The 22,529-nt window shown below is 53.0% G+C and carries 16 protein-coding genes, 4 tRNA genes and 8 pseudogenes; 11 read left to right on the forward strand and 17 right to left on the reverse strand.

What is annotated here, in order from left to right:
* Nucleotides 1-6: 6 nt before the first annotated feature.
* Nucleotides 7-413 (reverse strand): annotated as a pseudogene (locus GPOALKHO_RS04180) (allophanate hydrolase subunit 2 family protein); the annotation flags it as partial.
* Between the two features lie 45 nt (nucleotides 414-458).
* Here GPOALKHO_RS04180 and GPOALKHO_RS04185 point away from each other — a divergent pair.
* A pseudogene (locus tag GPOALKHO_RS04185) lies at nucleotides 459-566 on the forward strand (glycoside hydrolase family protein); the annotation flags it as partial.
* A gap of 2,177 nt (nucleotides 567-2,743) precedes the next feature.
* Here the strand turns inward: GPOALKHO_RS04185 and GPOALKHO_RS04190 are convergent.
* The 8 genes and pseudogenes from GPOALKHO_RS04190 to GPOALKHO_RS04225 form a co-directional block, all read right to left on the reverse strand.
* Nucleotides 2,744-2,818: transfer RNA gene (locus tag GPOALKHO_RS04190), tRNA-Gln, on the reverse strand.
* 16 nt (nucleotides 2,819-2,834) lie between these two features.
* Nucleotides 2,835-2,909, reverse strand: a tRNA-Gln gene (locus GPOALKHO_RS04195).
* Nucleotides 2,910-2,929: 20 nt separating this feature from the next.
* Nucleotides 2,930-3,014, reverse strand: a tRNA-Leu gene (locus GPOALKHO_RS04200).
* Between the two features lie 6 nt (nucleotides 3,015-3,020).
* A tRNA-Met gene (locus GPOALKHO_RS04205) sits at nucleotides 3,021-3,097 on the reverse strand.
* Nucleotides 3,098-3,590: 493 nt separating this feature from the next.
* Nucleotides 3,591-5,252 (reverse strand): asparagine synthase B, encoded by a 1,662-nt coding sequence (gene asnB, locus GPOALKHO_RS04210; RefSeq protein ID WP_406703378.1) that lies wholly within the window; start codon nucleotides 5,250-5,252, stop codon nucleotides 3,591-3,593.
* A 408-nt stretch (nucleotides 5,253-5,660) separates the two neighbouring features.
* Nucleotides 5,661-6,746: pseudogene (locus GPOALKHO_RS04215) on the reverse strand (ROK family protein).
* Entirely contained in the window at nucleotides 6,743-7,423 is a 681-nt protein-coding gene (locus GPOALKHO_RS04220) for an amidohydrolase family protein (RefSeq protein WP_406703379.1), read from the reverse strand. Before GPOALKHO_RS04220 ends, GPOALKHO_RS04215 begins: the two are co-directional and overlap by 4 nt.
* A gap of 410 nt (nucleotides 7,424-7,833) precedes the next feature.
* Nucleotides 7,834-8,169, reverse strand: coding sequence for a hypothetical protein (locus GPOALKHO_RS04225; RefSeq protein WP_406703138.1), 336 nt, complete (start codon nucleotides 8,167-8,169; stop codon nucleotides 7,834-7,836).
* 42 nt (nucleotides 8,170-8,211) lie between these two features.
* Here GPOALKHO_RS04225 and glnS point away from each other — a divergent pair, with 42 nt between their 5' ends.
* Nucleotides 8,212-9,882, forward strand: coding sequence for a glutamine--tRNA ligase (gene glnS, locus GPOALKHO_RS04230; protein ID WP_406703139.1), 1,671 nt, complete (start codon nucleotides 8,212-8,214; stop codon nucleotides 9,880-9,882).
* Nucleotides 9,883-10,926: 1,044 nt separating this feature from the next.
* On the opposite strand, the gene fur is transcribed toward glnS, so the two are convergent.
* From fur to GPOALKHO_RS04260, 6 genes and pseudogenes are all read right to left on the reverse strand, one after another.
* Nucleotides 10,927-11,367 carry a ferric iron uptake transcriptional regulator gene (gene fur, locus GPOALKHO_RS04235; protein ID WP_406703140.1) on the reverse strand — a complete coding sequence of 147 codons (441 nt, stop codon included), beginning with the start codon at nucleotides 11,365-11,367 and terminating at the stop codon, nucleotides 10,927-10,929.
* A 215-nt stretch (nucleotides 11,368-11,582) separates the two neighbouring features.
* Nucleotides 11,583-12,098 (reverse strand): flavodoxin FldA, encoded by a 516-nt coding sequence (gene fldA / locus GPOALKHO_RS04240; RefSeq protein ID WP_406703141.1) that lies wholly within the window; start codon nucleotides 12,096-12,098, stop codon nucleotides 11,583-11,585.
* Between the two features lie 198 nt (nucleotides 12,099-12,296).
* Nucleotides 12,297-12,606: pseudogene (gene ybfE / locus GPOALKHO_RS04245) on the reverse strand (LexA regulated protein).
* Between the two features lie 176 nt (nucleotides 12,607-12,782).
* Nucleotides 12,783-13,031 (reverse strand): hypothetical protein, encoded by a 249-nt coding sequence (locus GPOALKHO_RS04250; protein WP_406703143.1) that lies wholly within the window; start codon nucleotides 13,029-13,031, stop codon nucleotides 12,783-12,785.
* A gap of 56 nt (nucleotides 13,032-13,087) precedes the next feature.
* Complete coding sequence (locus GPOALKHO_RS04255) at nucleotides 13,088-13,228, reverse strand: hypothetical protein (RefSeq protein ID WP_406703144.1); 141 nt, start codon at nucleotides 13,226-13,228, stop codon at nucleotides 13,088-13,090.
* 22 nt (nucleotides 13,229-13,250) lie between these two features.
* Nucleotides 13,251-13,436, reverse strand: coding sequence for a hypothetical protein (locus GPOALKHO_RS04260; protein ID WP_406703146.1), 186 nt, complete (start codon nucleotides 13,434-13,436; stop codon nucleotides 13,251-13,253).
* Between the two features lie 400 nt (nucleotides 13,437-13,836).
* Here GPOALKHO_RS04260 and GPOALKHO_RS04265 point away from each other — a divergent pair, with 400 nt between their 5' ends.
* From GPOALKHO_RS04265 to GPOALKHO_RS04290, 6 genes and pseudogenes are all read left to right on the forward strand, one after another.
* Nucleotides 13,837-14,022, forward strand: a complete 186-nt coding sequence (locus GPOALKHO_RS04265; protein ID WP_406703381.1) for a hypothetical protein — start codon at nucleotides 13,837-13,839, stop codon at nucleotides 14,020-14,022.
* A gap of 286 nt (nucleotides 14,023-14,308) precedes the next feature.
* Nucleotides 14,309-14,632, forward strand: coding sequence for a hypothetical protein (locus GPOALKHO_RS04270; RefSeq protein WP_406703148.1), 324 nt, complete (start codon nucleotides 14,309-14,311; stop codon nucleotides 14,630-14,632).
* Between the two features lie 52 nt (nucleotides 14,633-14,684).
* Nucleotides 14,685-16,029: pseudogene (locus GPOALKHO_RS04275) on the forward strand (FAD-binding domain-containing protein).
* Nucleotides 16,002-16,742 carry a type 2 GTP cyclohydrolase I gene (locus GPOALKHO_RS04280; protein ID WP_406703150.1) on the forward strand — a complete coding sequence of 247 codons (741 nt, stop codon included), beginning with the start codon at nucleotides 16,002-16,004 and terminating at the stop codon, nucleotides 16,740-16,742. Before GPOALKHO_RS04275 ends, GPOALKHO_RS04280 begins: the two are co-directional and overlap by 28 nt.
* Nucleotides 16,743-16,855: 113 nt before the next feature.
* Nucleotides 16,856-17,079 (forward strand): annotated as a pseudogene (locus tag GPOALKHO_RS04285) (hypothetical protein); the annotation flags it as partial.
* A gap of 186 nt (nucleotides 17,080-17,265) precedes the next feature.
* Nucleotides 17,266-17,472, forward strand: a complete 207-nt coding sequence (locus GPOALKHO_RS04290) for a hypothetical protein (protein ID WP_406703152.1) — start codon at nucleotides 17,266-17,268, stop codon at nucleotides 17,470-17,472.
* 540 nt (nucleotides 17,473-18,012) lie between these two features.
* On the opposite strand, the gene GPOALKHO_RS04295 is transcribed toward GPOALKHO_RS04290, so the two are convergent.
* Nucleotides 18,013-18,132 carry an IS1-like element transposase gene (locus tag GPOALKHO_RS04295; RefSeq protein ID WP_406703154.1) on the reverse strand — a complete coding sequence of 40 codons (120 nt, stop codon included), beginning with the start codon at nucleotides 18,130-18,132 and terminating at the stop codon, nucleotides 18,013-18,015.
* Nucleotides 18,133-18,533: 401 nt separating this feature from the next.
* Nucleotides 18,534-19,715, reverse strand: a complete 1,182-nt coding sequence (gene ubiF / locus GPOALKHO_RS04300) for a 3-demethoxyubiquinol 3-hydroxylase (RefSeq protein WP_406703155.1) — start codon at nucleotides 19,713-19,715, stop codon at nucleotides 18,534-18,536.
* 146 nt (nucleotides 19,716-19,861) lie between these two features.
* Between ubiF and GPOALKHO_RS04305 the strand changes: the two are divergent.
* The 3 genes and pseudogenes from GPOALKHO_RS04305 (at nucleotide 19,862) to ybeY (ending at nucleotide 22,512) form a co-directional block, all read left to right on the forward strand.
* Nucleotides 19,862-20,895 (forward strand): annotated as a pseudogene (locus GPOALKHO_RS04305) (TRAM domain-containing protein).
* Between the two features lie 195 nt (nucleotides 20,896-21,090).
* Nucleotides 21,091-22,049: pseudogene (locus tag GPOALKHO_RS04310) on the forward strand (PhoH family protein).
* Nucleotides 22,042-22,512 (forward strand): rRNA maturation RNase YbeY, encoded by a 471-nt coding sequence (gene ybeY, locus GPOALKHO_RS04315; protein ID WP_406703156.1) that lies wholly within the window; start codon nucleotides 22,042-22,044, stop codon nucleotides 22,510-22,512. The pseudogene GPOALKHO_RS04310 and the gene ybeY overlap by 8 nt, the downstream one beginning before the upstream one ends.
* Nucleotides 22,513-22,529: the final 17 nt, after the last annotated feature.

Genomic DNA, 22,529 nt, shown 5'->3' on the forward strand with positions numbered 1-22,529 from the left:
CAGCAGCTAGGCCAACTTGCCCCAGATGTGGGGTTGCTGTTGCCGGGCTAAATGTGCTTCATGCAGCGAGCATTGCATAAAATAGATACGGCTCGCCGAGGCGAATCTGCGTCAGATGGTAGAAATCTGGCTCAATAGCATAGGCGCTGCACAGATAATCGCCAGTGGGCTTGGCATCAGCCATCAGAACGATGGGCTGGCTGCCTGGGCACCTGCACCACCCTGGGCAAAGCCGTGCGCAAACAGTTCTCGGTCGGTGTGGTGCAGAAGCGCGCTGCTCTGCAACCGATAACCCATGCGGTTACTCTGCGGGCTAGGCTGCTAAGCCACGCGCCAGAATATTTCGTACGCCTCGGCACTGAATCCTGGTATGCCGGCCCTGGCAGCGCCCGCGTCCGGTTGACGAACAGCAAAGGAGGTTATTACGCTAGCTGGCGTAAAATTAGTTCGATGCATTATGTTCACTGGTTTTCAATATCGGCATTGTGCCGTTTACCGCTTCGATGTTGCTTAAACGAATTAACAAAAATGATGCGACAGGCGCAGCGATAGAATTTCCCGAATAGTGCTATGCGCGCATCGACGGTAAAGTGAATCGACCCGTACAGTGACGAGATACAGAACAGGAAGTCTATTAAGTGCCGACGTCTCTAAAGAGTGGATAAAATCAGTGGATGGCAGAGTGAACGCTTTGCCAAAATCTAACATTTCAATATTTAAATCAGCATATGCAGAGCTGATTTACACAGAACAATATATCCCTTCTAAAGGGATGCCATATATACTGGTCTACATGTAATTCTTACTTTCGGAAAATGAAGTTATTCAGGTATTTATATCAAAAATAAAATATTATTTGAGGGGGTTAATTTGCTTATAATAAAATATTCCCTGTGTTGGATAGAAACTACACCTGGTGTAAGCCTATAGAATACGAATGCACTATATTATATCCAAATTGCTTTGGTGTAGAAAGTATAGGCTTGCATACGTCACAGTAGGTAATAAGGTGTTTATGGATAACATTTTAAATTCATTCAGATGGTTCTTGGGAAAAACTTTGATTATAGAGCAATAGCGGCTGGTTGGCCAAGAACATTGAATACTGAGTCTGTCAACAGCAATACTAATATCAAGTTCATTACTGGTAGTGATTTTGAACAAAAAAGAAATCAAATTTAGAATTCGATGAGAGACTTAAACCAACAAAAGCACCAGAAATAGATGTAATTCCTACTGAACTGTTATCTTACACCTTGAAAATTAATTGGACCATTGATGATGGTTTATCGCCAAAATTGTCTTACATCATAGAATTGAGATAGAAAGAAGTTAACGGTATTCTGTCAGTCAGTGTTCGACTGCTGCAAACATCCACTGGTAGTCTGGTTATGCGCCAGGACTACGGCTCGACGCTTTTCACGCTGATTGACAAGCCATAGCGCCAGCTTAACGCTGCAAGTCTGATCGCTATCTACGACGTGCTGTTGCGCAGATCGCTTGATGCTCAGCCAGCTCAAGCTGTCCAGCCAAATCAGCGGGAAAACTACGGTTGACCTAGCGGGACGCTGGAGAAGCGATTAAGGCAGTGACAAGAATTTGCCAAAGCTAAACAGCGGGCCGCCCAACAAAGGCGATTACGCACTGGTAACATAACATAGCGCACCGCCTGATGTCATACCCTTACTGATAATCGTGGCTTTGAGGTGGACCAGCTGGGATATTGAACAACGTTGCCCTATCTCGCGGCTGGAAATAAACCGGGCTGGTATACAAAGGCAGCTTTACTGTTGATGAAATCGAGCAAAGGGGATCCTCACGCCCGCAGCGCCAACTTCACGCCCCACTTTTAATGTCCAGCGTGAAGACTCATAGTATAATACTACGTTGGCAATGTAGTCAAAACGCTCACTGTCGCGACGCTTATCCGGCGTGGTGGCGCACTAGCCAAATCCGAGGACCAAGCATCAAACGTGAACGGAAAAACCGTTCTTCAACGAAGAAAAGCAAGGTGATTATCTAGTAAGGTAGTGAGGGAAGCGTACTGGTTCTGCACCACACCTACGCCTCAAAACACGATGCCGACGAGCGGCTAGAGAGCGATTAGGAGCGGCTGCAACGCCGCGGCGCCGCCTTCTCTGTCACTCTCGCACGCAGCTGTGCCGAGACTTCCCTGGAATGAAAGTCAAGGTCAGCGGCTTTAAACGAGAAAGCGACCAGGCCGCCTGAATGCTGTTTACGGTGAAACATACTGCGCTCGGTAGAGGATTAAGTTATCGATGGAATAATTAATATAGTTAATTCCTTCACCGCTGCTCGTCTGTCGCGCGTGTGATCGGGAGTACTCACGTCGCGATGCATTAGTCTTTTACAATTAGTCCGCACATGCCCGAACCAACCACTACCTTACTACCACGATGAAAGAGCATCGCAGTCCATATACCAACCTCAATTGTGGGTACACCCTTCAGTACGCATGAAACTTTTACACGCCCTATTTGCCTGCCACAGTAGATTGTTCCCCGCAACACTCCTCAAAACTTGTTACAATTCAACTAGCCCACCTCAAATCATAAGCGTTTAAAAGATTTTCAAAATGCAGCCTCGAAAAAACGGGGCTTTGAGAACAAAGATGGACATTAATGAACACAATGAAATTAAATTATATTAATTTCAATATATTAAGCTATAAGAACGCTTACGAAGGAGCGTTCTCTATATTACAGCCTGAGCGGGCTAGATATGGCTGGGGTACCAGGATTCGAACCTGGGGATGCCGGAATCAGAATCCGGTGCCTTACCGCTTGGCGATACCCCAATTTTACGTGATGTTCTGGCTGGGGTACCAGGATTCGAACCTGGGCGTGGCGGGATCAAAACCCGCTGCCTTACCGCTTGGCTATACCCCATTTGCTGTTAACGGAAACAATGGTGCGGGAGGCGAGACTTGAACTCGCACACCTTGCGGCGCCAGAACCTAAATCTGGTGCGTCTACCAATTTCGCCACTCCCGCAAAGCGTGGTGGCTACGACGGGATTCGAACCTGTGACCCCAGCATTATGAGTGCTGTGCTCTAACCGGCTGAGCTACGTAGCCAACTTTCCGCATGCCCTACATTCGCGGGGCGCATTATGCGGAGTTAACGAACTTCAGTCAACCCCTTTATTTCGCTAAACAGGCATTGCGCGGGCCAGTTTGTCCGGCTATGAACAACCTGACGATAAAATGACTAACGCAATGATTTTCCGTGCTCCCTGGCGTAAATCGCGGGTCGGCATTAGGGTAATTTGACTAGGGTAACAAGGACGATTAACGTGGGCGGCAGAGCTCCTGTTCGCTGGGGGTGGAATTACCCACGAACGAAGCTCAGCACGAGATAAGCTCGCCGCCCTAGCGCAGACTGGCGCGGCAATGGGCTGGCGTTAGGGCAAACCACAAGCGACACCACCTCGCCTCATGAAAACGTCAGCGGAAGCTCAGCATGCCCTACGGCGATGGGAGTTCCGCTGGCTGCCGACCTACGTCGAGGGCAGAGGCCTAGTGGCCACCCACCTGCGGCCTGCTCGACAGATTGGCGGGCGGCCGCTCGTCAATAGGCTAAAGCGTGTACGTTCACCGCACGACCGGAGGGATCGTCCATTTTTTTGAAGGAGTTATCCCATTCAATAGCCTTGGCGGAAGAACAGGCCACGGATGGACCGCCCGGGACGCATTCCGCGGCGCTCGGTAGTGGGAACAGCGCTTCAAACATTTCCCGGTACAGATAACCTTCTTTGGAAGTGGGCGTGTTGTGCGGAAAACGGAAATGCGCATTGGCCAACTGCCGATCGCTGATTTGCTCCGCGGCGATGGCTTTCAGGCTATCGATCCAGCTGTAACCCACGCCGTCGGAGAACTGCTCTTTTTGCCGCCAGGCGACGCTTTCCGGCAGGTAATCGGCGAAGCACTCGCGCAAAACGTGTTTTTCAATTTTACCGTTGCCGCACATCTTATCCTGCGGGTTGATTCGCATGGCCATGTCCAGGAATTGCTTATCCAGGAATGGAACACGCGCTTCAACGCCCCACGCGGACATCGCTTTGTTGGCTCTGGCGCAGTCATACATATGCAGAGCCTGTAGCTTACGCACCAACTCTTCGTGGAACTCTTTCGCGTTCGGCGCCTTGTGGAAATAGAGGTATCCGCCGAAAACTTCATCGGCTCCTTCGCCGGATAGGACCATTTTAATGCCCATCGCTTTAATCTTGCGCGACATTAAATACATTGGAGTCGAAGCGCGAATGGTGGTGATATCATAGGTTTCGACGTGGTAAATCACGTCGCGAATCGCGTCCAGCCCTTCTTGCAGCGTGAAATGGATTTCATGGTGCACCGTGCCTAGTGCCGCCGCCACTTTACTGGCGGCGCTCAGGTCGGGCGATCCTTCCAGGCCCACGGCGAAGGAGTGCAATTGCGGCCACCAGGCTTCGCTTTTGGCCCGGCCCTCTACCCGGCGGGTGGCGTATTTTTTTGTGATAGCGGAGATAATGGAAGAATCAAGCCCGCCGGACAAGAGTACCCCGTAAGGCACGTCGGACATCAGATGGCTTTTCACCGACTCCTCAAGTGCCGCCTTTAGCGCCGCCTTATCGGTAACATTGTCCTTCACCCGATCATAATCGAACCAATCACGCTGATAGTACTGGCGCATTTTGCCGTCCTGACTCCAGAGATAGTGGCCAGGAGGAAATTCCTGTAGCGCGCGGCAGACCGGAACAAGCGCTTTCATTTCCGATGCGACGTACAAGTTACCGTGCTCGTCATGACCCGTATACAGAGGAATGATTCCCATGTGATCACGGCTGATCAAATAGGCGTCTTTTTCCGTGTCGTACAGAATAAAAGCGAACATGCCGCGCAGTTCATCCAAAAATTCCGGACCTTTTTCCTGATATAGAGCCAGGATTACCTCACAATCGGAACCGGTTTGAAAAGCGTAGCGATTGCCTAGCTGTTCGCGGATAAGCTGATGATTATAGATCTCACCATTGGCCTCCAGTACATGGGTGTGCGCCGCGTTATAAAGAGGTTGAGCGCCGGTATTGACGTCGACGATAGACAGACGCTCATGGGCTAATATCGCTTTATCGCTCGCATAGACACCGGACCAGTCTGGGCCGCGATGACGCATCAAGCGGGAGCATTCCAACGCCTGTTTACGTAGTTCGACCGGATCGGTCTTCAGATCCAGTACCCCAAAAATAGAACACATAGCTTTTTCCTCATGATCAATCCCGGCGGTCGCCGATTGCGCCGTTACGTTAAGCAACGATTTAGCACCAGAACGGTCTAACAATTCAATATTTACGCTAAACACTATCAGACAAATAATATCTAATAAAATGGTAAATTACATAAACAGCACAAAGCAGAAGAAAAAGCACGTTCATCGCGAATTCGAGAATGGTTTTACCTCCGGCGGGCCATGACCCACAGGTCAAACGGGCCATCTGAACGATGGAATGGAAAAGCATCACGGAGCAAGCTGGTCAGGGCCGCGTCGCTAGGCGGTCCTTAAGGTAAGGTGCAACGATGTTGCAATCTTTGGCCAAAAAGCAATGTCCGCACCGCGCCACGCGCCGCGTTTGAGTAGATCAGCTGTGCATGCGCGAATCGTTTTTCAACAACTACTTAGCGGAACACCGTTAAGCGTAGCGCGTATAACACCGGAACCTTGCCGGAAGGCTTGCAGTACTTGATTGTCGATACAGCGCTGCACACCGGTAGCAAAATTTTGTGAGCTGCAGCGATTTCACCTGTCAGAACCACTTTTGCGGATTGAGCAGGTTGATGCTCATGGTGATTACTTTACTTAATTGGCGCCCCACTTGTTCGATGACTTCCACCACAAGCCAGTCGCAGCGGTTGGCTGCCTGCTGGTGGTTTTATCTGACAGTTGTCTGCCGTCAGTTTCCTAGCATAACCATGGATGAGCAACAGACGCACCCGTTGCACCTGTTGCTCTATTGCGACATTGGCGGCAATGGTTTTCAGACAGCCAAAGTCGGCCTGAATATGGCCCATTTCACCGACGTTGCCGGTTGCTGCCAAGGAATATCTTGCCATTAATCAAAATCCCCGTACCAATACCGCGGTGCAGACGTACTAAAATAGAATCGGCGCAGTCCTGGATTGTACTAAAATAGTGCTTCGCCAGCACCAAACTGCGTATTTCATAGCCTACAAACGCGGTAAGATTGAAGCGCTGTTCTAAACTGCTCGATCAAGGATAAATGGTAAACCTGGATATGGTGCACGTAGCGGATAATGCCGGAGAAGGGATCGACCAGCCCGGTAAAATCACCGAGATAGCAATAAGCTCGCGGATTTTACGTTGCACCTGTTCGAGAAGTCGGCGATAGCCTCCTCCATGAGCGCCAGCTCTAAGGTCTGCTGTGTCCGCTGCGAAAGCGGAAAGCACGCCTCCATCAGGGCCTTGCCGATCAAATCATAGAACATGATCGTCGCATCATGCCAGCCGAGGTGCACGCTAATAGCCTGGAAGGCGCGGGTCTCTGCCACGATAGAGATCGCCCGTCTGCCGCCGGTGGACGCTCACTGATCCACGTCGCGAATCAAGCCGCGCCAGCCCTTGGTAGGTAATCTTTCTGATTCTGGCGGGCGCGAGCTGACTCTGTTCGACTATCTGGATGCGGGAAATAGGCCTCACTTGATCGATGAGACGGTAGATCGCCGCGCTATTCAATTATTTAACAAGGTCAATATTGCCTGCCTATCGGGATCTGTTCGTTCGGTGTCATCGCTTACTCGCTCATGGCCAAACTTTTTTGCCGTGAACGATAATTTTGCTGATTTTATAATCGCAGGTATGAAAGTGCTTAAATTGGCGATTTTGCCCACCGTCAGCGTCCCTAACCTCGCATCCACGCCTATCGCCTGTGCCGGGTAAAGGGCGGCCATGCGCAACGCTTCATCCAGCGCAATACCGGCATATTCGACATTATTATGCGCCACTTCAATCATGGTAAGCGCCGAGCCGCTGAAGGTACCGCGCCCATCTGTGCACAGGTCATGGCGATAGTATATTGTTTCGCTGGCAAAAATGAACCGATCAATATTCTCGGCCCCGGTCGAGGCGGTAACATCGATGACCAACACCAGGTGATCGCCCTTGATGCGTTTGGCGTTACGCACGTTGGCCCGGTTTACGTGAAGGCCGTCGGAGATAATGTTACAGTAAATTTCGGGACCTCGAACAGGGCGCCGATGATCCTCCGGTTCGCGTGAGACCAGCGGCGACATAGCGTTAAACAGATGGGTAGCGAAGCTGACGCCAGCGGCAAACCCCGTCTTGGCCTGATTATAGGTGGCGTCAGAATGATCAATGGCAACACGAATACCGACAGCCCTAAGCCGATGGATCGCCCGGGATCCATCGGCTTAGGGCTGTTTTGCTGATCACATCGCTGTTCGCGCAAGGAAATTCTACCATCTCTTCCGTTGGCGCATGCATTAACGCCAGGTCATGGGTGCCTTTCTGGCCGGGCTGAGATACGGGTCTTCTAAACGCAACCCCACGCCTTTTATGCTGCGCCAAAAGCACGCATCACTTCCATCGCCAGACGCATAAATCATCGGTACTGGTAATCTCGGGGTCGGCAGGAAACTGGTGCGGCCAGAGCGCTGGTTGGGACGGCCTGCATTGTTTCCAGCGTTTCGATAGACAACGCTTCCAGGCTGTCGTTGAACCGCACGCTGCCGCAGCCGTTTAGCTGCGGAAGAACAGCCTATTCTGTAGCTGGACCTTACTCTACTTGAACGCTAACGCGCGCTCAATGATAAGCCCGGCGGTCTTGAGTGACATGGAGGAGCTCGGCGCACTGACCGCTACCGATAATACCATGGTAGTGGGTGGTCAAAGCCGGATTTTCCGGCAAGTAATCGTGCCCGATAAGCGGCAACGTGGCGCAACGCCAGCGGGCCGCGGCGTTATCAGCAATCATTTGTTCACGCCCCTGTGCTACCACGTTAGAGGGCCGGGCGTTTTCTGTTCTGTCTTTTCCTCGCCTCGCGCGATGCCTTAACCGCACCAACCGGCCGTTCCGGTAAACCGTAATGGAGAATTTCTCTAACAAGCGATTGTGTCCTGGCGTGGCATGTTGGAACATAAGAGCAATGAATGTCGTGCTGTTGTGTAGAGGAATATCAACATGAGTAAGGCTGAAGCCCTCCCAACTAATTTTATTCGTCAAATTATCGACGAAGATCTGGCTTCTGGGAAGTATACATCGGTGCATACCCGTTTTCCGCCGGAGCCAAATGGCTATTTGCATATCGGCCATGCAAAGTCCATTTGCCTCAATTTCGGCATCGCCCAGGATTATCATGGCAAATGCAACTTACGTTTCGACGATACCAATCCCGTGAAAGAGAACGGGGAATATGTTGATTCCATCAAATATGACGTGCAGTGGTTGGGTTTCAACTGGAGCGGTGACATTCACTACTCCTCAGATTATTTCGACCAGTTACATGACTATGCATTAGAGCTTATCGACAAAGGGCTGGCCTATGTCGATCAATTATCGCCGGATGAAATTCGCGAATATCGCGGCACGCTGACGCGCTCGGGTAAAGACAGTCCCTATCGGGATCGCAGCGTGGAAGAAAACCGTGCGCTCTTCGCCAAAATGCGCAACGGCGAATTCGCTGAGGGCAGCGCTTGCCTGCGGGCGAAAATCGATATGGCATCGCCGTTTATGGTAATGCGCGACCCGGTGCTGTACCGCATTAAATTCGCCGGTCATTATCAGACCGGCAACGCCTGGTGCATTTATCCGATGTATGACTTTACCCACTGTATCTCCGATGCGCTGGAAGGAATAACCCATTCGTTATGCACCCTGGAATTTCAGGATAATCGTCGGCTGTATGATTGGGTGCTGAATAATATCACCATTGATGCGCATCCCCGGCAATATGAATTTTCCAGACTGAATCTCGAATACGCCATTATGTCCAAGCGTAAGCTGAATCTGCTGGTGACGGAAAAAATTGTCGATGGCTGGGACGATCCGCGTATGCCGACCATTTCCGGTCTGCGCCGCCGCGGCTATACGGCAGCTTCGATTCGCGAATTCTGTCGCCGCATCGGTGTGACAAAGCAGGACAATAATGTGGAGATGGCCGCGTTGGAAGCCTGTATTCGCGAAGACTTAAACAAGCGCGCGCCGCGCGCCATGGCGGTGATCGACCCCGTACGGGTAGTCATCGAAAGCCTGCCGGCGGGGTATGAACAGAATATCACGATGCCAAACCATCCCAATAAACCGGAGATGGGGATCCGCCAGGTCGCGTTCAGCCGCGAAATCTATATCGATCGTGCCGATTTTCGTGAAGAAGCCAACAAGCAATACAAACGTTTAGTGCTGGGTAAGGAAGTCCGCCTGCGCAATGCCTATGTGATTAGGGCTGGGCGCGTAGAAAAAGATACCAATGGGCAGATCACCACCATCATCTGCCGTCACGATCCCGATACGTTAAGTAAAGATTCCGCCGACGGACGCAAGGTGAAAGGTGTGATCCACTGGGTATCGGCCACTCGCGGCATTGCGGCAGAGTTTCGTCTGTATGACCGGTTGTTTAGTGAGGCCAACCCGGCAGTAGCGGAAGATCTCCTCTCTACTCTGAACCCGGATTCGCTGGTTATTCGTCAGGGCTTTGTCGAAGCCAGCGTGCCGACAGCCAGTGCGGATGAACCTTTTCAGTTTGAGCGCGAAGGCTATTTTTGCGCTGACAGCCGCTACTCCAGCTCCTCCCATCCGGTGTTCAACCGTACTGTGGGGCTGCGCGACACCTGGGCCGATAAAGCCTGGATGTGATCTTACCCATCCCCGCGCCGTGATTTTTTCGTTTCTGGCGCAGGAGGGGCGTTACGGGTTAGGCGCGCGAATTGTGTGCCTAAGGCGTGGCTGATAATGGCTGGGTTTGTGGCCAAGATGTAGCTGCTATCTAAAATGCATCGGGGTGCATATTTGCACGGGTTCACCTCGTCACCCACCAGTTGCTTAACGCGGGATGTCAACGCTTCGAACACCGCATGTTTTTCTCTCGACGCCAAAATGGATCCAGGAATGCACCCTCTCCTTTTGGGAGCTATAGGCGTCAGAGATGGGGGCTAAGGACCGTGCAGAGCGGTGTAAACGGTTTTGTCGCAGGGAACGAACGTGATACCACGTTGGGCGAAACGTGGGCAGGGCCTCATGATCGATTTGCGCATACAAGAGAGAACTATCGCCTTGGGTGCGTGCCGTCAACGGTAAAGGTTTCGTCGTCCGTGGTGGAGCTTAGCTCACCACTGCCGCGACGGGATTTTGCGGACTTTTGAGGGTCACCGGCGATGAGGGCTCCCGCCTAGACGGGTATGCAGCATCGAGCGCGGTATCGCGTTGTGGGTTGTATAGCCGTCTAGGCGGGAGCCCGGGTTGCTTGTTGGTCGGGCATTCACCGGTCACAGTGTCGTGTTGGGCGTTTTGCTGGCGCGTGACGGTACGGGAGTGAACTCCTTGCCGTTGTGTTTTGGCGTAACTATTTTACTTGCCTTACGCCGTTGGGTTCAGACGTGAGCGGCGCTCGCACGGTGGGAGAGGCTTCCAGTGATGCCACAGCCGTGGGCGGCAGAGGAGGGGTTGCAGGATACCCCAGTTTTGAGGGTAGGGTCAGGCTAAGGCCTGATAATGATTTATCGGCATATAAGCCCACTGCCAATAACCTAAGAAGTTAACTTCTTAGGTTATTGGGTGAAAGACTAATTCGGAAAAATAGACAGCAAGGTGGTGTATGGGGTGTATACAGGTCATGATTGTATGGCGGTAACCTGACGGTGTAGGGGGTATCAGAATTTTACGACGTTCGGATCGTCTATGTCATGCATGCAAAGTTTCATCTTCACGGCAGTCGCCTTCCGCGCAATGGCCATAAAGATAGAGGCTGTGGTTGGTCAGTTTAATATTGTGCTTTTTCGCGATGTTGCGCTGGCGTGCCTCGATAAACTCATCGCGAAATTCGATGACCTTGCCGCAATCCAGACAAATCAGGTGATCGTGATGGCGTTGCTGGGTGAGCTCGAAAACCGATTTACCGCCCTCAAAGTTATGGCGGGTGACAATGCCGGCATCATCGAATTGATTGAGTACGCGGTAAACGGTGCCCAACCCGATTTCCTCACCCATATCGATCAGTTTTTTATACAGATCCTCCGCACTGATGTGGTGGCATTCCTGGTCTTGTAATACTTCCAGGATTTTAAGCCTTGGAAGGGTCACTTTCAGGCCGGCCTTCTTTAATGCGATGTTATTGTCAGTCATGCGGATTTGGTCCTGTTACTTAATAATCAAGTTATAACTAACATAGCCTATAACAATCGTCGGCCCGAAATGTATCACTGTCTCCATTATAGAACTCACGATCAGAAATGAAAAAGAGACTCATTTTCATTACAGTCCACGCAGCGGGTAAGGAATTATTTATCAAGCATGCAATGCGGTGTCACGTCGTCCATGAGCTGGACATCGGTAAGGCGTTAAGCCAAATTCATCTCTTCGCGAACCTGTTTGACCCAGCCGTCGATGCGTTCAGCGGTAAGCTCAGGCTGGCGGTCTTCATCAATGGCCAGACCAATAAAGTGGTCGTCGTCCGCCAGCCCTTTGGACGCCTCAAAATGGTAGCCGGCGGTTGGCCAATGGCCGACCAGCATGGCGCCGTGAGGCTCAATAATGTCCCGCATGGCGCCCATCGCGTCGCAGAAATACTCCGCGTAATCTTCCTGATCGCCGCAACCGAACAGCGCAACTATCTTGCCACTGAAGTCGACATTTTCCAGCGTGGGGAAAAAATCGTCCCAGTCGCACTGCGCTTCACCGTAATACCAGGTCGGGATACCAAGCAGCAGCCTGTCGTACTGTTCCAGATCTTCTTTGCTGCTTTTGGCGATGTCAAAAACATTAGTAACATCGGTACCTAGTTGCTTTTGAATCATCTTGGCAATATTTTCGGTATTGCCGGTATCACTGCCAAAGAAAATGCCTACACTCGCCATGAATATCAACACCTCATAAAATTAAAAGTATCTTCAATCGTCAACCTCAAGCTGATAATGGTAATGATAGCAGACCTTCACTTAAGGAGATACCTGCCGGCGTGCGTCAATTGCTCCCGCTGTGCCGTCCGTGTCCGGCATGACGCTCATGCCACAGATGAGCAGCAGGCAGACGCCGGACTGCTCTGCGGCCAGCGATCAGTCTGTCCAAGATCTGCACCACAAATGACTCTCCACTGCTTCGGGACCCCCCCTTTCCTTCAGCCAGCGGGATAAATTCGATAAGCTCACCGCGAGAAAATATCCCGCTGATCTATTCAGCGCATCCACCGTCTGCGCATTGATTTTCAACTCCACGCAGCCCGCGCACTTTGTGGCGCTGTGGCTGGTTACACTTATCAATTCTGAACCGCTCATCCCGAGAAGAAGACTGGTTTTCGGCCTTCCTCAGGCGACATTCATCCGTGAATAAATCCAGCGTAGTGCGGTCCGTTTGTTCTTTTACCATAGTTGATGAAGGGAATAGCAACCGTAAGCGGCGGGGTTACCGGCGGCTGGCCTAAGTCCTGGCCAGTGTCCTTCGCGGTGTTAGTTTAACCGGTTCTGGATGTAGCCGGCATCAAAAAAGCAACCATTTTACCCCAGTAAAGCGGGTGGCGACAATGGCTAACTGCCGCGTCCGGTTTATGCTTCCGTCAGAAAATGCGCACCGGCGCGCACTACCGCCTCCGGTTTTTCGGCATGCACCCAATGGCCTGATCTGGCCACTACATGGGCGTGGGAAAATTGCTGACGTAGAGTCTCTCGGTAGCGACCACCAGGTATGGGGACTCGTGGATAAACAGTATCGGCCCCAGCTATGGACAGTGTTGTTGGCCGATAATGTCGGAGTAATTTTCCAGGCATTGTTAAGATCGAAACACCATTGCCCATGATCAAACGATTTCAGTAGAAACTGATGGTGCCCGGATCGTCAATATCCTGTTCCATTAGCCTCGCCGACGCGCGTTAGGGCGACGATAATAGGCTATCGGCGCCAGCGTACATTGCATCATCGCCACATTGCCACCCATCGCGAATGACAGATGACGTCCAGCGGCCATAAGCAGCGCGTCCAGTAACGCCAGCACATCTCGCGCCTTTCGTCGTAGCCTATGGTTGGGCGTGGAGAAAGGCTGTGGTTGCGCAAGTCATTTGCAACGCGCGATGATTTTCACCCAGTTGACGGCGGACTGGAATATCCAGATTGTCCAGATTGACGAACAAACCGTGAATCGGCACCACCGGCAGACCCTTTTCCGGCTGTCGCGCCGCCTGCAGCTGATAATGCAATTTCATAGTGTTTCTTTATGCTGCGGATAAAAGCCCTAGCCTAGCATGAGTTTGGTGCCGCCAACGCTGTAATGAGAGAAAAGGGTTGTGCGCGGGCTAGCCGATCCTCTGGCAGATACGGCGGTTGGTGCTGTTCGTTGCCTGGGTTTAACTTGTACAATCGTGGCGATTGATTTATGTGGAAATTAACGGATCACAATGAGGTCTATTGAAGTCGATAAAGATCTGTATCGCTATCCCCGGTGTTGACCAAGCGTAAACCCCCGCAACGGCGGTGACTTTGCAACAAAAGCCTCAGAAAAATCGGAATCTGTTCGTACTCTACCGAGTGGGTTCGCGCAATGCATGAATTATTGCTCTCAGACGATTATGCTTTGCAATAAAGGTGGTGGATCGTTTCATGCTGATGCTGACCATCCTATACACCTTGTCGCCGCAGGCCTTCGCGTCTACCGAAACACCGCACAGTCGTACCCGCATGTATTGCCGGCGACAAGCAAACGCCACTGCAAGCGGCTACCAGACTAAACCCAAACAGGTGTTCAGTACGCCTTGTGGGTCATTGCCAATACCAATAGCAAACGTGGTGTGATTGAGTATATTTATGCTGGCGATGTGGCTCCCAACGGAGCTGATAGAAGAAGTTTGCGGCACTCTTAAATTTAATTTACTAGCAATGGAGAGGCGCCGATGGTCAATCGCCCTCCGCGCCGGGAAACCCGCCTGCCAGATAATTTATAGTATAATTAATGTCGCAATATTATGTATTGCGGCTTAAGCCAGGCAAAAGCTTACACCTCGGGACACCACGGCCGCGCCTGGCGCAATAGCTTCAACGAATCCACATTCTGGCCATTAGTCAGGCTATCACGAGCAGCATGACAAGCGAATGCGCTTCGCAAACTCCCTTTGCAACCTTGAAAAGTACTCACCACCACCTGGCATCCTCCTGGCCGTTTTGGCTGCGTTTAACCCGTCCTGGCGGAGCGGCGTCCAATATGTCATTGCCCGTCAGCGGAAACGGTGAAATTCGTGCCTACCCAAACCCTTGTATCGGCGTATTGGCTCCTTTGTCGCCAGCATGGGCCCGCTGGTTGTTGCTTGACGCATTCGACCCGGCGCACCGCTACCAGTACCTCACTCGCGACAATTATAATTATATAGCCGAATATAAGCCTGGTTCGCGCAACAGCGCTATTTGAACCCTATCCAGAAGCGCTGTTGCTACGTTACGGACATTAACCCTACGGAAGTGTGATAACTCATTTGGTCTGGCTGCGCAACGGCGTACGCATGCACGATAATTTGCGCTTCATACGGTTTTGTCAGGATCCTCAGGCGCGGGTGCTGGCGGTGTTTATCGCCACGCCGCAGCAGTGGATGGATCACGATATAAGCCGTGCTAGGCGGATTTATCCGCCAACATCTGTGTCATCTGGCCGATGACCTGGCGACGTTTTGCCAGCGTGATCGGGTGGGTGGACCGGCTGTTTTATGACTATCAGCATGAATTTAACGAATGGAAACGAGACCGGCAACTGGAGAGACGGATCGGCGACGATACGCTGTGCCAGGGTTTCGATGATAGCGTGCAGCCGCCCGAGCAGCGTCCATATCGGCAACCAGAAGATGCACAAGGTCTATACGCCTTTAGTACACTTTTCTGCGCCGGCTTGAGAGAGTATACCATCCGGCCTGTCTGTTGGCACCGGCACCGCGAGCGATAGCGCCCTGTGGCAACACGGGCGAGATCGCTCCGTTTGGTTACCCCACCACGCCATTCGGGCAAGACTATCCCGACCGTGAAGCGGTCGGGCGCTCCCGTCCGCGTACCTTTTGAACATTTGAAGGATTATCACCTCGGCCGCGATATTCCGGCGTTAGACGCCACCAGCCGGCTGTCCGCCTGGCTGACGAGACGATCGGCGTGCTGTCGCCGCGCCAGTGTTATCAGCGGCTGCGCCACAAATGCTAACGCTAAGGAAAGCAGCGCCTTCACCTGGCTCAATGAATTGATATAGCAGGATTTACCGCTATCTGCTGATGGCCTGGCCGGCGCCGTCCCCCATCCGCCATATCTGGACGTGCCATGTCGCCTGGCGGAAAGATCTGGCCTGTTCAATGCCTAGCGTGCTGTCCGCGCCAGCTGTCCCATTGTCGATGTCGCCATGCGGCAACTGGTGCAAATCGGTTGGATGCACAATCGATCGCGAATGATCAGCGCCAGTTTTCTGATCAAGGATCTGCTTATCGACTGGCGCTGGGGCGAGCGCTATTTTATGTCACAGCTTATTGATGGTGATCTAGCGGCCAATGAGGGCGGCTGGCAATAGGCGGTCTCTACCGGCACAGACAGCGCCTTTATCCGACGCTGGATGCCGGCGGCAAAGACTGGTGCCGGACATTATCTGCACCAGCCGCATCGTTGGCCTGACGCGCAGAGCGCCGGATTGTATACCCGTCGCTGATCGTCGATCATGGCAAAGCGCGTGTACACGCCATGGAGGCTTATGAAGCGGCCAAAGCCCGTGGCAGAGCGCGGGACAGAACCACGATGAGGGAGGCAAATCGATGCGAAATACCAAGCTTGAGCAACTGATTAATCAAAAACTTAATAGTAGCGCGCTGGAAGATTATGCACCCAACGGCCTACAGGTAGAGGGCCGCCAGGAAGTAAAACGTATTGTCATCGGCGTTACCGCCTGTCAGGCGCTGCTGGATAGCGCTCTGGCGTGCAGCGCCGACGCAGTCATGGTCCATCATGGCTATTTCTGGAAAAACGAGTCACCGGTGATTAGCGGCATGAAACGCCGACGGCTGAAAACCTTACTGGCTAACGATATCAATTTGTATGCCTGGCATTTGCCGCTGGATACTCATGCTGAATTGGGTAATAACGCGCAGTTGGCAGCAGCGCTGGATATTCGGGTGACCGGCAGTCTGGAACCGCTGCTGCCGTATGGGGAGTTCGTGACACCCATTAGTAGTGAAGCGTTGCGCCTGCGCCTTGAACAAACGCTAGGACGTAGCGTACTGCACTGCAGCGGCGGGCCGGCGCAGATAAAGCGGTTGGCCTGGTGTAGCGGCGGCGGTCAGGGATTTATCGAGATGGCGGCACAAGCGGGGATGGACGCGTTCATTACCGGCGAGGTATCCGAGCAGACTATTCATATTGCTCATGAAGAGGGGCTGCATTTTTATGCCGCCGGCCATCACGCCACCGAACGCGGCGGGATCCGCGCGCTTGGGGAGTGGTTGGCACAACAGTATGATTTTAATGTTACTTTTATCGACATTCCCAACCCCGTGTAACGGCGAAACCAGACCATGCTCCCATTGACAATGCTGCCCGGGATACGCGTGCTCATTGACTATTAATGAGTAAGATTATGAATTCGGCATAGGCTGGTTTCCAGGAGGTGGCGTTGCAGCGAGCGCGATGTTATTTGTTGGGAGGGCGGGCGGTGGCACTAGAACTGGAGCCGCCGATTAGTCTGGAAAGTCAGCGCCGCATTTGGCGTGGCGCAGCGCATCGCGCTACACCAGGACGTTCCGAAGCCATTCCCGGTATGACAATCTGACGGTGCTGCTGACCCCAGCGCAGCACACGGCGCTGGATGCGATAGAGCGCCCGCAGCGCTGGCGGGAAGTCCGCAGATGACCGCCGATCGGTTGACATCGGCGGTGGACAGACGGCATCTTGCCGCTGGAAAGCCCTGGTGACTGATAATATGTTGACCATACCACCGTGGCGCTATTCATGCCACAGGCGGCATCGCCAACGCTGTTGCGTCCCGGGCGACAACCTGCGCTTCATGCCGCAAAAGGAGGGGATATGCTGAAAGTGATATGTGTCGGTATGATGGACCGCAGTACAGGGCGGCGGTCGCAACCTCGATATCAGCCAGAGCGGGGTAATGGACGCGCCATGGACGCGCCGATGACGAAAATGACCAATTTGTTGGTGGGCAATGCGCAGGACGCGGCTGTACTAGAAATTACCCTGGACCAGTTTTGCGCCACGATAACCCGTCCGGGCTGACCAGCTCTGGCCCGGCGCCGATTGTCGCTTGGCTGGATGATAAACTGTTTTGGATGGGCTAGCGCAGCGCGTTGCTACTTTTAGCAAACAAGCCTTAACTTCCGGCACTGCCCAGCCAGTAACGACCTGGCGCGTAGGAGCTGCTCAGTATCGAAAGTCATAGTCGCCGATAACAACTCCTCCTTTAAGTCGCTCACGTCCAATAAGCCTGTGCCAGCATTCTTCGCTCCAGCGTTACTTGCTAGCACGCCAGCTACCCACGCCTGATAGGCAGGCGACCTCTTTTGTTTGAGTTGTTGCCTTGCGGCAGTAGGATTTTATCCTTTACCGATTTATCCTACGAGGTCGCCAACTGGACAGCCATGTAGGCACGATTTTCTGGTTGCTCATCAGTTTGCCAGGCTTTTGGCTTGTTCTCCGGAGCCAGGATTTGGGTATTTCCAATCAGCGCAGTGCATTGATAATTCTATGAATTTTCAGGAATCCAGGCGAAGTGCAATCGTTTTACGCGTCAGTTGGTTAATGTGGGTAGGGAGCGCCTCATGGGTTGATGATTGTATTAATGACGATTTTCCACGCTCTGGCGTTATCGTGAACACCGGCACCATTAAAGACCATATCAACGCTCTGCTCTTTCATTTCCGGCTTTCGCGCTTTCATAGTGGTAGGTAAGTTGGAACACACGGCAACAAGCACTGACACCGAAAGCGTTTGCGTTTCGTTAGACTATGGCCATGTCGATAAATCAATCTGAATAACAGCGAAGACAATGAACAAAATTATAACCACGCGGAAATCTCAAATAGCGGCAGCCTGTTACAAACAAGCTAAGCTATGGCCGTGCGGGCGTCGCCAGCTCGCACACCCGTTGCAATACTATTACTTACGGATAGCATTTTACAGAATTGTGTTTGCAGGATGATGAACGGTTTTTCAGTGTGTGGGAGGGCATTGTCATTGACCAAAAACAATGGTCGCGGCCGCGCGGCATACCGTTGCGCGGGATAAGCAGCTCCCGATGCCGGCATCTGACACTGCAGGGCGTCACTCCTGATTTGGGTTCACAAACCTAACGCGTAGCGCAACACCCGCTGCTTAATGCCGTCGGCGTGCTCAACCAGTATCAGGCCGAGGTTGCGCGCCAGCATCAGTGGCAACAGATCATTGCTGAACGCTGTATAGAACGCATCTATTCCCATCTGTATTAGCAGATTATTGCCACGCCGGTGTCGCTGGTAACGTTGCAATACTGCTAGCGTACCCCAAGGTTCATCACGACGGCGAGCCTCGATCAACACCTCCGCCAACGCCTCGGCATCGCGAAAGCCGAGATTAGCCCCCTGCCCTGCCAGCGGATTAATGGTATGCGCAGCATCACCAACCAGCGCCAACCCAGGCCTGACGTAGTCGCGGGCATGCTGACGCGTCAGGAGAAACGATGCCGCACCATGCAAGGTGAACGCGCCGAGCCGAGCGGGGAAGGACGCCTGCACTTCTCGCGCCAACGCCGGCAGCGAGAGTTTTTCCAGTTGGCGAATACGCGCTGCGCCGTCATACCATACCAACGACGCCCACTGGCCGTAGAGCGGTAAGAACGCCCGCGGACCGGAGGGATGGAACGCCTGCCAGGTCACATCCTGTTGCTTGCCATCGGTTTCCACGCTGAGCAATAGGCAGGATTGCCGATATTGCCAGCCGCTAACCGCGATGCCTGCCTGCCGCCGCACCCAGGATTGCGCGCCGTCGGCCCCGACCACGATCCGGCTCGTGACGGCGCTGCCGTCACTTAGCGTCAGCCGCCAGCGACCGTCCTCATGGACCATAGCGTCGAGCAAGGCCGGGCAACGCAGCGTCAACTGGCCGCAGTCGGCTAATCCCTGCCACAGCGCCTGCTGCAGCCGGCGGTTCTCCACCATAAAACCAAGCTCCGGTAGGCTCAGGGAGGCGGAATTGAACACTACCCTCGAGGACGGCCACTCCCAGGTTTCCAGGCGGCGGTACGGTACGCAAAAACGGTCGTCGATGCGCTGCCAGGCCTGGATACGACGCAGCAGCGCCACCGAGGTGCAACTGATGGCCGACACCCGTAAATCCGGAGGCGCGTCGTTGGCCACGGACATTGGCGGCGCTGGGTCGACAACCAGCACACGAAATTTCGCCTGGGCCAGAACCAAGGCTAGCGCCCCACCCACCATGCCGCCACCTGCCACCACTACGTCATAGGATGCTTCGTTCGTCTTCATTTCGGCTAATGCCTGCGCTATTATTTACGGTAGTATACCGAAAATGGCTCTTCATAGCGGTATCGTGCGCGCTAGACCGGTCACAACACTAGCAAATACGTGCACTGCGCAAATCTGCCGGCTTTTGTAATAGTAATAGCAAGCCGATGATCAAAAAAACTCCATATCACTGTGGCTGTCAGATGAACGAATACGATTCATCCAAGATGGCAGACTTACTGGACAGCACCCATGACCACCGGTTAACAGACAACCCAGTAGAGGCGAATGTCCTAACTGTTTAATATCCGCTCCATCCAGGAAAAGCGCGGGAGAAGGTGTTTCATCAGCTGAATCACTGGTGGATGCTGAAGGAAGTCGGGCTGGATTGGATTTCGGCTCCGGCGGCTGCGTGGCGCCTTAAGAAGGCACCCATATCTGCGAATGGGCAAACTCTGTGGATATCATTCGGGCTGCAGATCTTGCGTCGCCTGTCGAGAATGATTGATCACGTCAATGGCACCCGCAGCCCGGTGGTGGATATCAGCTGATATTGAAAAATTTGGCCGGCTGCCAAGACCGCGCGTGGAATGGCCGACCGCCCTTGTCTCGTCATGGAAAGCTGCAACAAATACTGCAGTTTCTGGGCCATACCCTACACACCCGCGTCGAGAAAGTGAGCCGTCCGTGCGACGATATTCTGTTCGAGATTGCCCAGCTGGTGGATCAGGACGTGCGCACGGTCAACCTGCTGGGGCAAAACGTCAATGCCTATCCGGCGCCCCATGCTAGAGTATAAATTAATTCCGCCCAGCTGCACCAAGTGCGCCAGGATATCCAGATGAGCTCGGACTTCATCATCGGTTTCCCGAGCGAAACCTAGCACGATTTTGAGCAAAGCCGCCGTATGTAGGGCACGGTGCAGCGTATCCTCGTGGAAGGCGTATTGCGCAAAAATGTGATGGAACTGTCCGGACGCACCGAGAACAATCAGGTCGTCAATGTTGAGGGCGCGTCGTCCCAATGATAGGCAAATTCGTCGGTAAATTCGTCGATGTGAAAATTGTGGATGTCTATCTTTCGCTACGCGGCGTGCTGCTGCGTAGCACAAATGGTATTGCACAGCAATGAAAGCCCGACATCGGTCATTGTCCACACCAGTCAAGAGAACGAACTGAGCGTTGGCATTTACCAACCGTGAGCCCCTGCCACCATCACGCTTGGGCAGCTCGCCGTTGCTGGTTGTATTGCACTAATCGTGCCCCAATGTACATGTGAGGGTCTTTGTTCTTGACGCATGGGTGGGGATGCCTCATTTATTAGTCATGTGTCCGGTGCCTGCCACCGACTCCCGGTCTGCAGTTCGCCCTGTAATGGCTTTTGCCGCGAGGAAAGATTGAACGTCGAAACCAAAGAAATCATGCTGGAGCCCGAAGACAACAACCGTATATTGAGTCTCTATTGGCCGTTTGATGACAACATTAAGCAACTTGAGCGCCGGTTCAGCATTGAGATTAATCGGCGTGACAACATTTTCAGGCTGGTGGGCAGCCGCCGTGAGTCGACGCTGCCGCGTCCATTCTCACCTCGCTGTACGTCGACACGGCAACGTTACGGGGCATCATTGCCGATATTGAGCAGGAACAAATCCATCTGGCCATCAAACAGAGCCGGGTATTGGAACAAACAGCGGATAACGTGCCCGATTATGGCCGCGCGGTGAATATACAAACCAAACGCAGCATCATTAAACCGCGTACGCCGAACCAGGCGCAATATATCGCCCACATTCTCGGTCACGACATTACTTTAGGCATTGGCCAGGCCGGGACCGGTAAAACCTATCTAGCGGCAACAGTGGCGGTAGATGCGCTGGAGCGGCAAGAGATCCGCCGCATTCTTCTTACCCGTCCGGCGGTGGAAGCCGGGGAGAAGCTGGGTTTCCTACCCGGCGATCTAAGTCAAAAAGTCGACCCTTATCTACGCCCGCTTTACGACGCGCTGTTTGAGATGTTGGGTTTCGAGAGGGTGGAAAAACTGATTGAGCGCAATGTTATTGAGGCAGCGCCGCTGGCCTACATGCGCGGGCGCACGCTGAACGACGCCTTCATTATTCTTGACGAGAGTCAGAACACCACCGTTGAAATCAGCTTCAATTTCTTCCAAAGCGAAGACGTGGTGCGCCAACCGGTGGTGGCGCGCATCGTCAATGCCTATGAAGCCTGGGGAAGCGCTAACAAGAAACGCAAAGATCAGCTGGCTGCCGAGCGCACACTCGAGTCCTTCAGCCAGAGTAACGGCGCAATCCAGGGCGGTTCAGGCGCGCCGTCCGCCGGGGAGCATACGCATGAGTGAGGTGATATTGAATCTCCAGCTGGCCTGCAATGACGCGCGCGATCTGCCCAACGAAGCGGATTTCCTCCGCTGGTTGCGGGGCGTGTTGCCGCTGTTTCTCGACTACGCGGAAGTCACCGTGCGCCTGGTGGACGAAGCGGAAAGTCATGAACTTAACTTCACCTACCGCGGCAAAGACAGGCCCACCAACGTGCTCTCTTTTCCCTTTGAAGCCCCACCGGAAGTGGAACACCACCTGCTAGGTGACTTGGTTATCTGCCGCCAGGTGGTGGAACGAGAAGCACAACAGCAGGAGAAAACGTTAGAGGCGCATTGGGCGCATATGGTTGTTCACGGTTCGCTGCATCTGCTAGGGTATGATCATATCTTGGATGAGAAAGCCCTGGAGATGGAATCGCTGGAAACGGAGATTATGCAAAATCTTGGTTACCAGGATCCCTATCTTTCGGAAAAAGACGCGTAATCTCCTATTCCATTTAA

The sequence above is a fragment of the Sodalis sp. (in: enterobacteria) genome, assembly GCF_036327475.1.
Taxonomy (GTDB): Bacteria; Pseudomonadota; Gammaproteobacteria; order Enterobacterales; family Enterobacteriaceae.

What these genes read in the sequence shown, in the direction of transcription:
- asnB (WP_406703378.1), bottom strand. Translation starts at nt 5,252, where the DNA reads ATGTGTTCTATTTTTGGGGTACTGGATCTGAAGACCGATCCGGTCGAA.
- GPOALKHO_RS04225 (WP_406703138.1), bottom strand. Translation starts at nt 8,169, where the DNA reads ATGTTCCAACATGCCACGCCAGGACACAATCGCTTGTTAGAGAAATTC.
- glnS (WP_406703139.1), top strand. Translation starts at nt 8,212, where the DNA reads ATGAGTAAGGCTGAAGCCCTCCCAACTAATTTTATTCGTCAAATTATC.
- fur (WP_406703140.1), bottom strand. Translation starts at nt 11,367, where the DNA reads ATGACTGACAATAACATCGCATTAAAGAAGGCCGGCCTGAAAGTGACC.
- fldA (WP_406703141.1), bottom strand. Translation starts at nt 12,098, where the DNA reads ATGGCGAGTGTAGGCATTTTCTTTGGCAGTGATACCGGCAATACCGAA.
- GPOALKHO_RS04250 (WP_406703143.1), bottom strand. Translation starts at nt 13,031, where the DNA reads ATGGGCAATGGTGTTTCGATCTTAACAATGCCTGGAAAATTACTCCGA.
- GPOALKHO_RS04260 (WP_406703146.1), bottom strand. Translation starts at nt 13,436, where the DNA reads ATGAAATTGCATTATCAGCTGCAGGCGGCGCGACAGCCGGAAAAGGGT.
- GPOALKHO_RS04265 (WP_406703381.1), top strand. Translation starts at nt 13,837, where the DNA reads ATGCTGACCATCCTATACACCTTGTCGCCGCAGGCCTTCGCGTCTACC.
- GPOALKHO_RS04270 (WP_406703148.1), top strand. Translation starts at nt 14,309, where the DNA reads ATGACAAGCGAATGCGCTTCGCAAACTCCCTTTGCAACCTTGAAAAGT.
- GPOALKHO_RS04280 (WP_406703150.1), top strand. Translation starts at nt 16,002, where the DNA reads ATGCGAAATACCAAGCTTGAGCAACTGATTAATCAAAAACTTAATAGT.
- GPOALKHO_RS04290 (WP_406703152.1), top strand. Translation starts at nt 17,266, where the DNA reads ATGCTGAAAGTGATATGTGTCGGTATGATGGACCGCAGTACAGGGCGG.
- GPOALKHO_RS04295 (WP_406703154.1), bottom strand. Translation starts at nt 18,132, where the DNA reads ATGAAAGCGCGAAAGCCGGAAATGAAAGAGCAGAGCGTTGATATGGTC.
- ubiF (WP_406703155.1), bottom strand. Translation starts at nt 19,715, where the DNA reads ATGAAGACGAACGAAGCATCCTATGACGTAGTGGTGGCAGGTGGCGGC.
- ybeY (WP_406703156.1), top strand. Translation starts at nt 22,042, where the DNA reads ATGAGTGAGGTGATATTGAATCTCCAGCTGGCCTGCAATGACGCGCGC.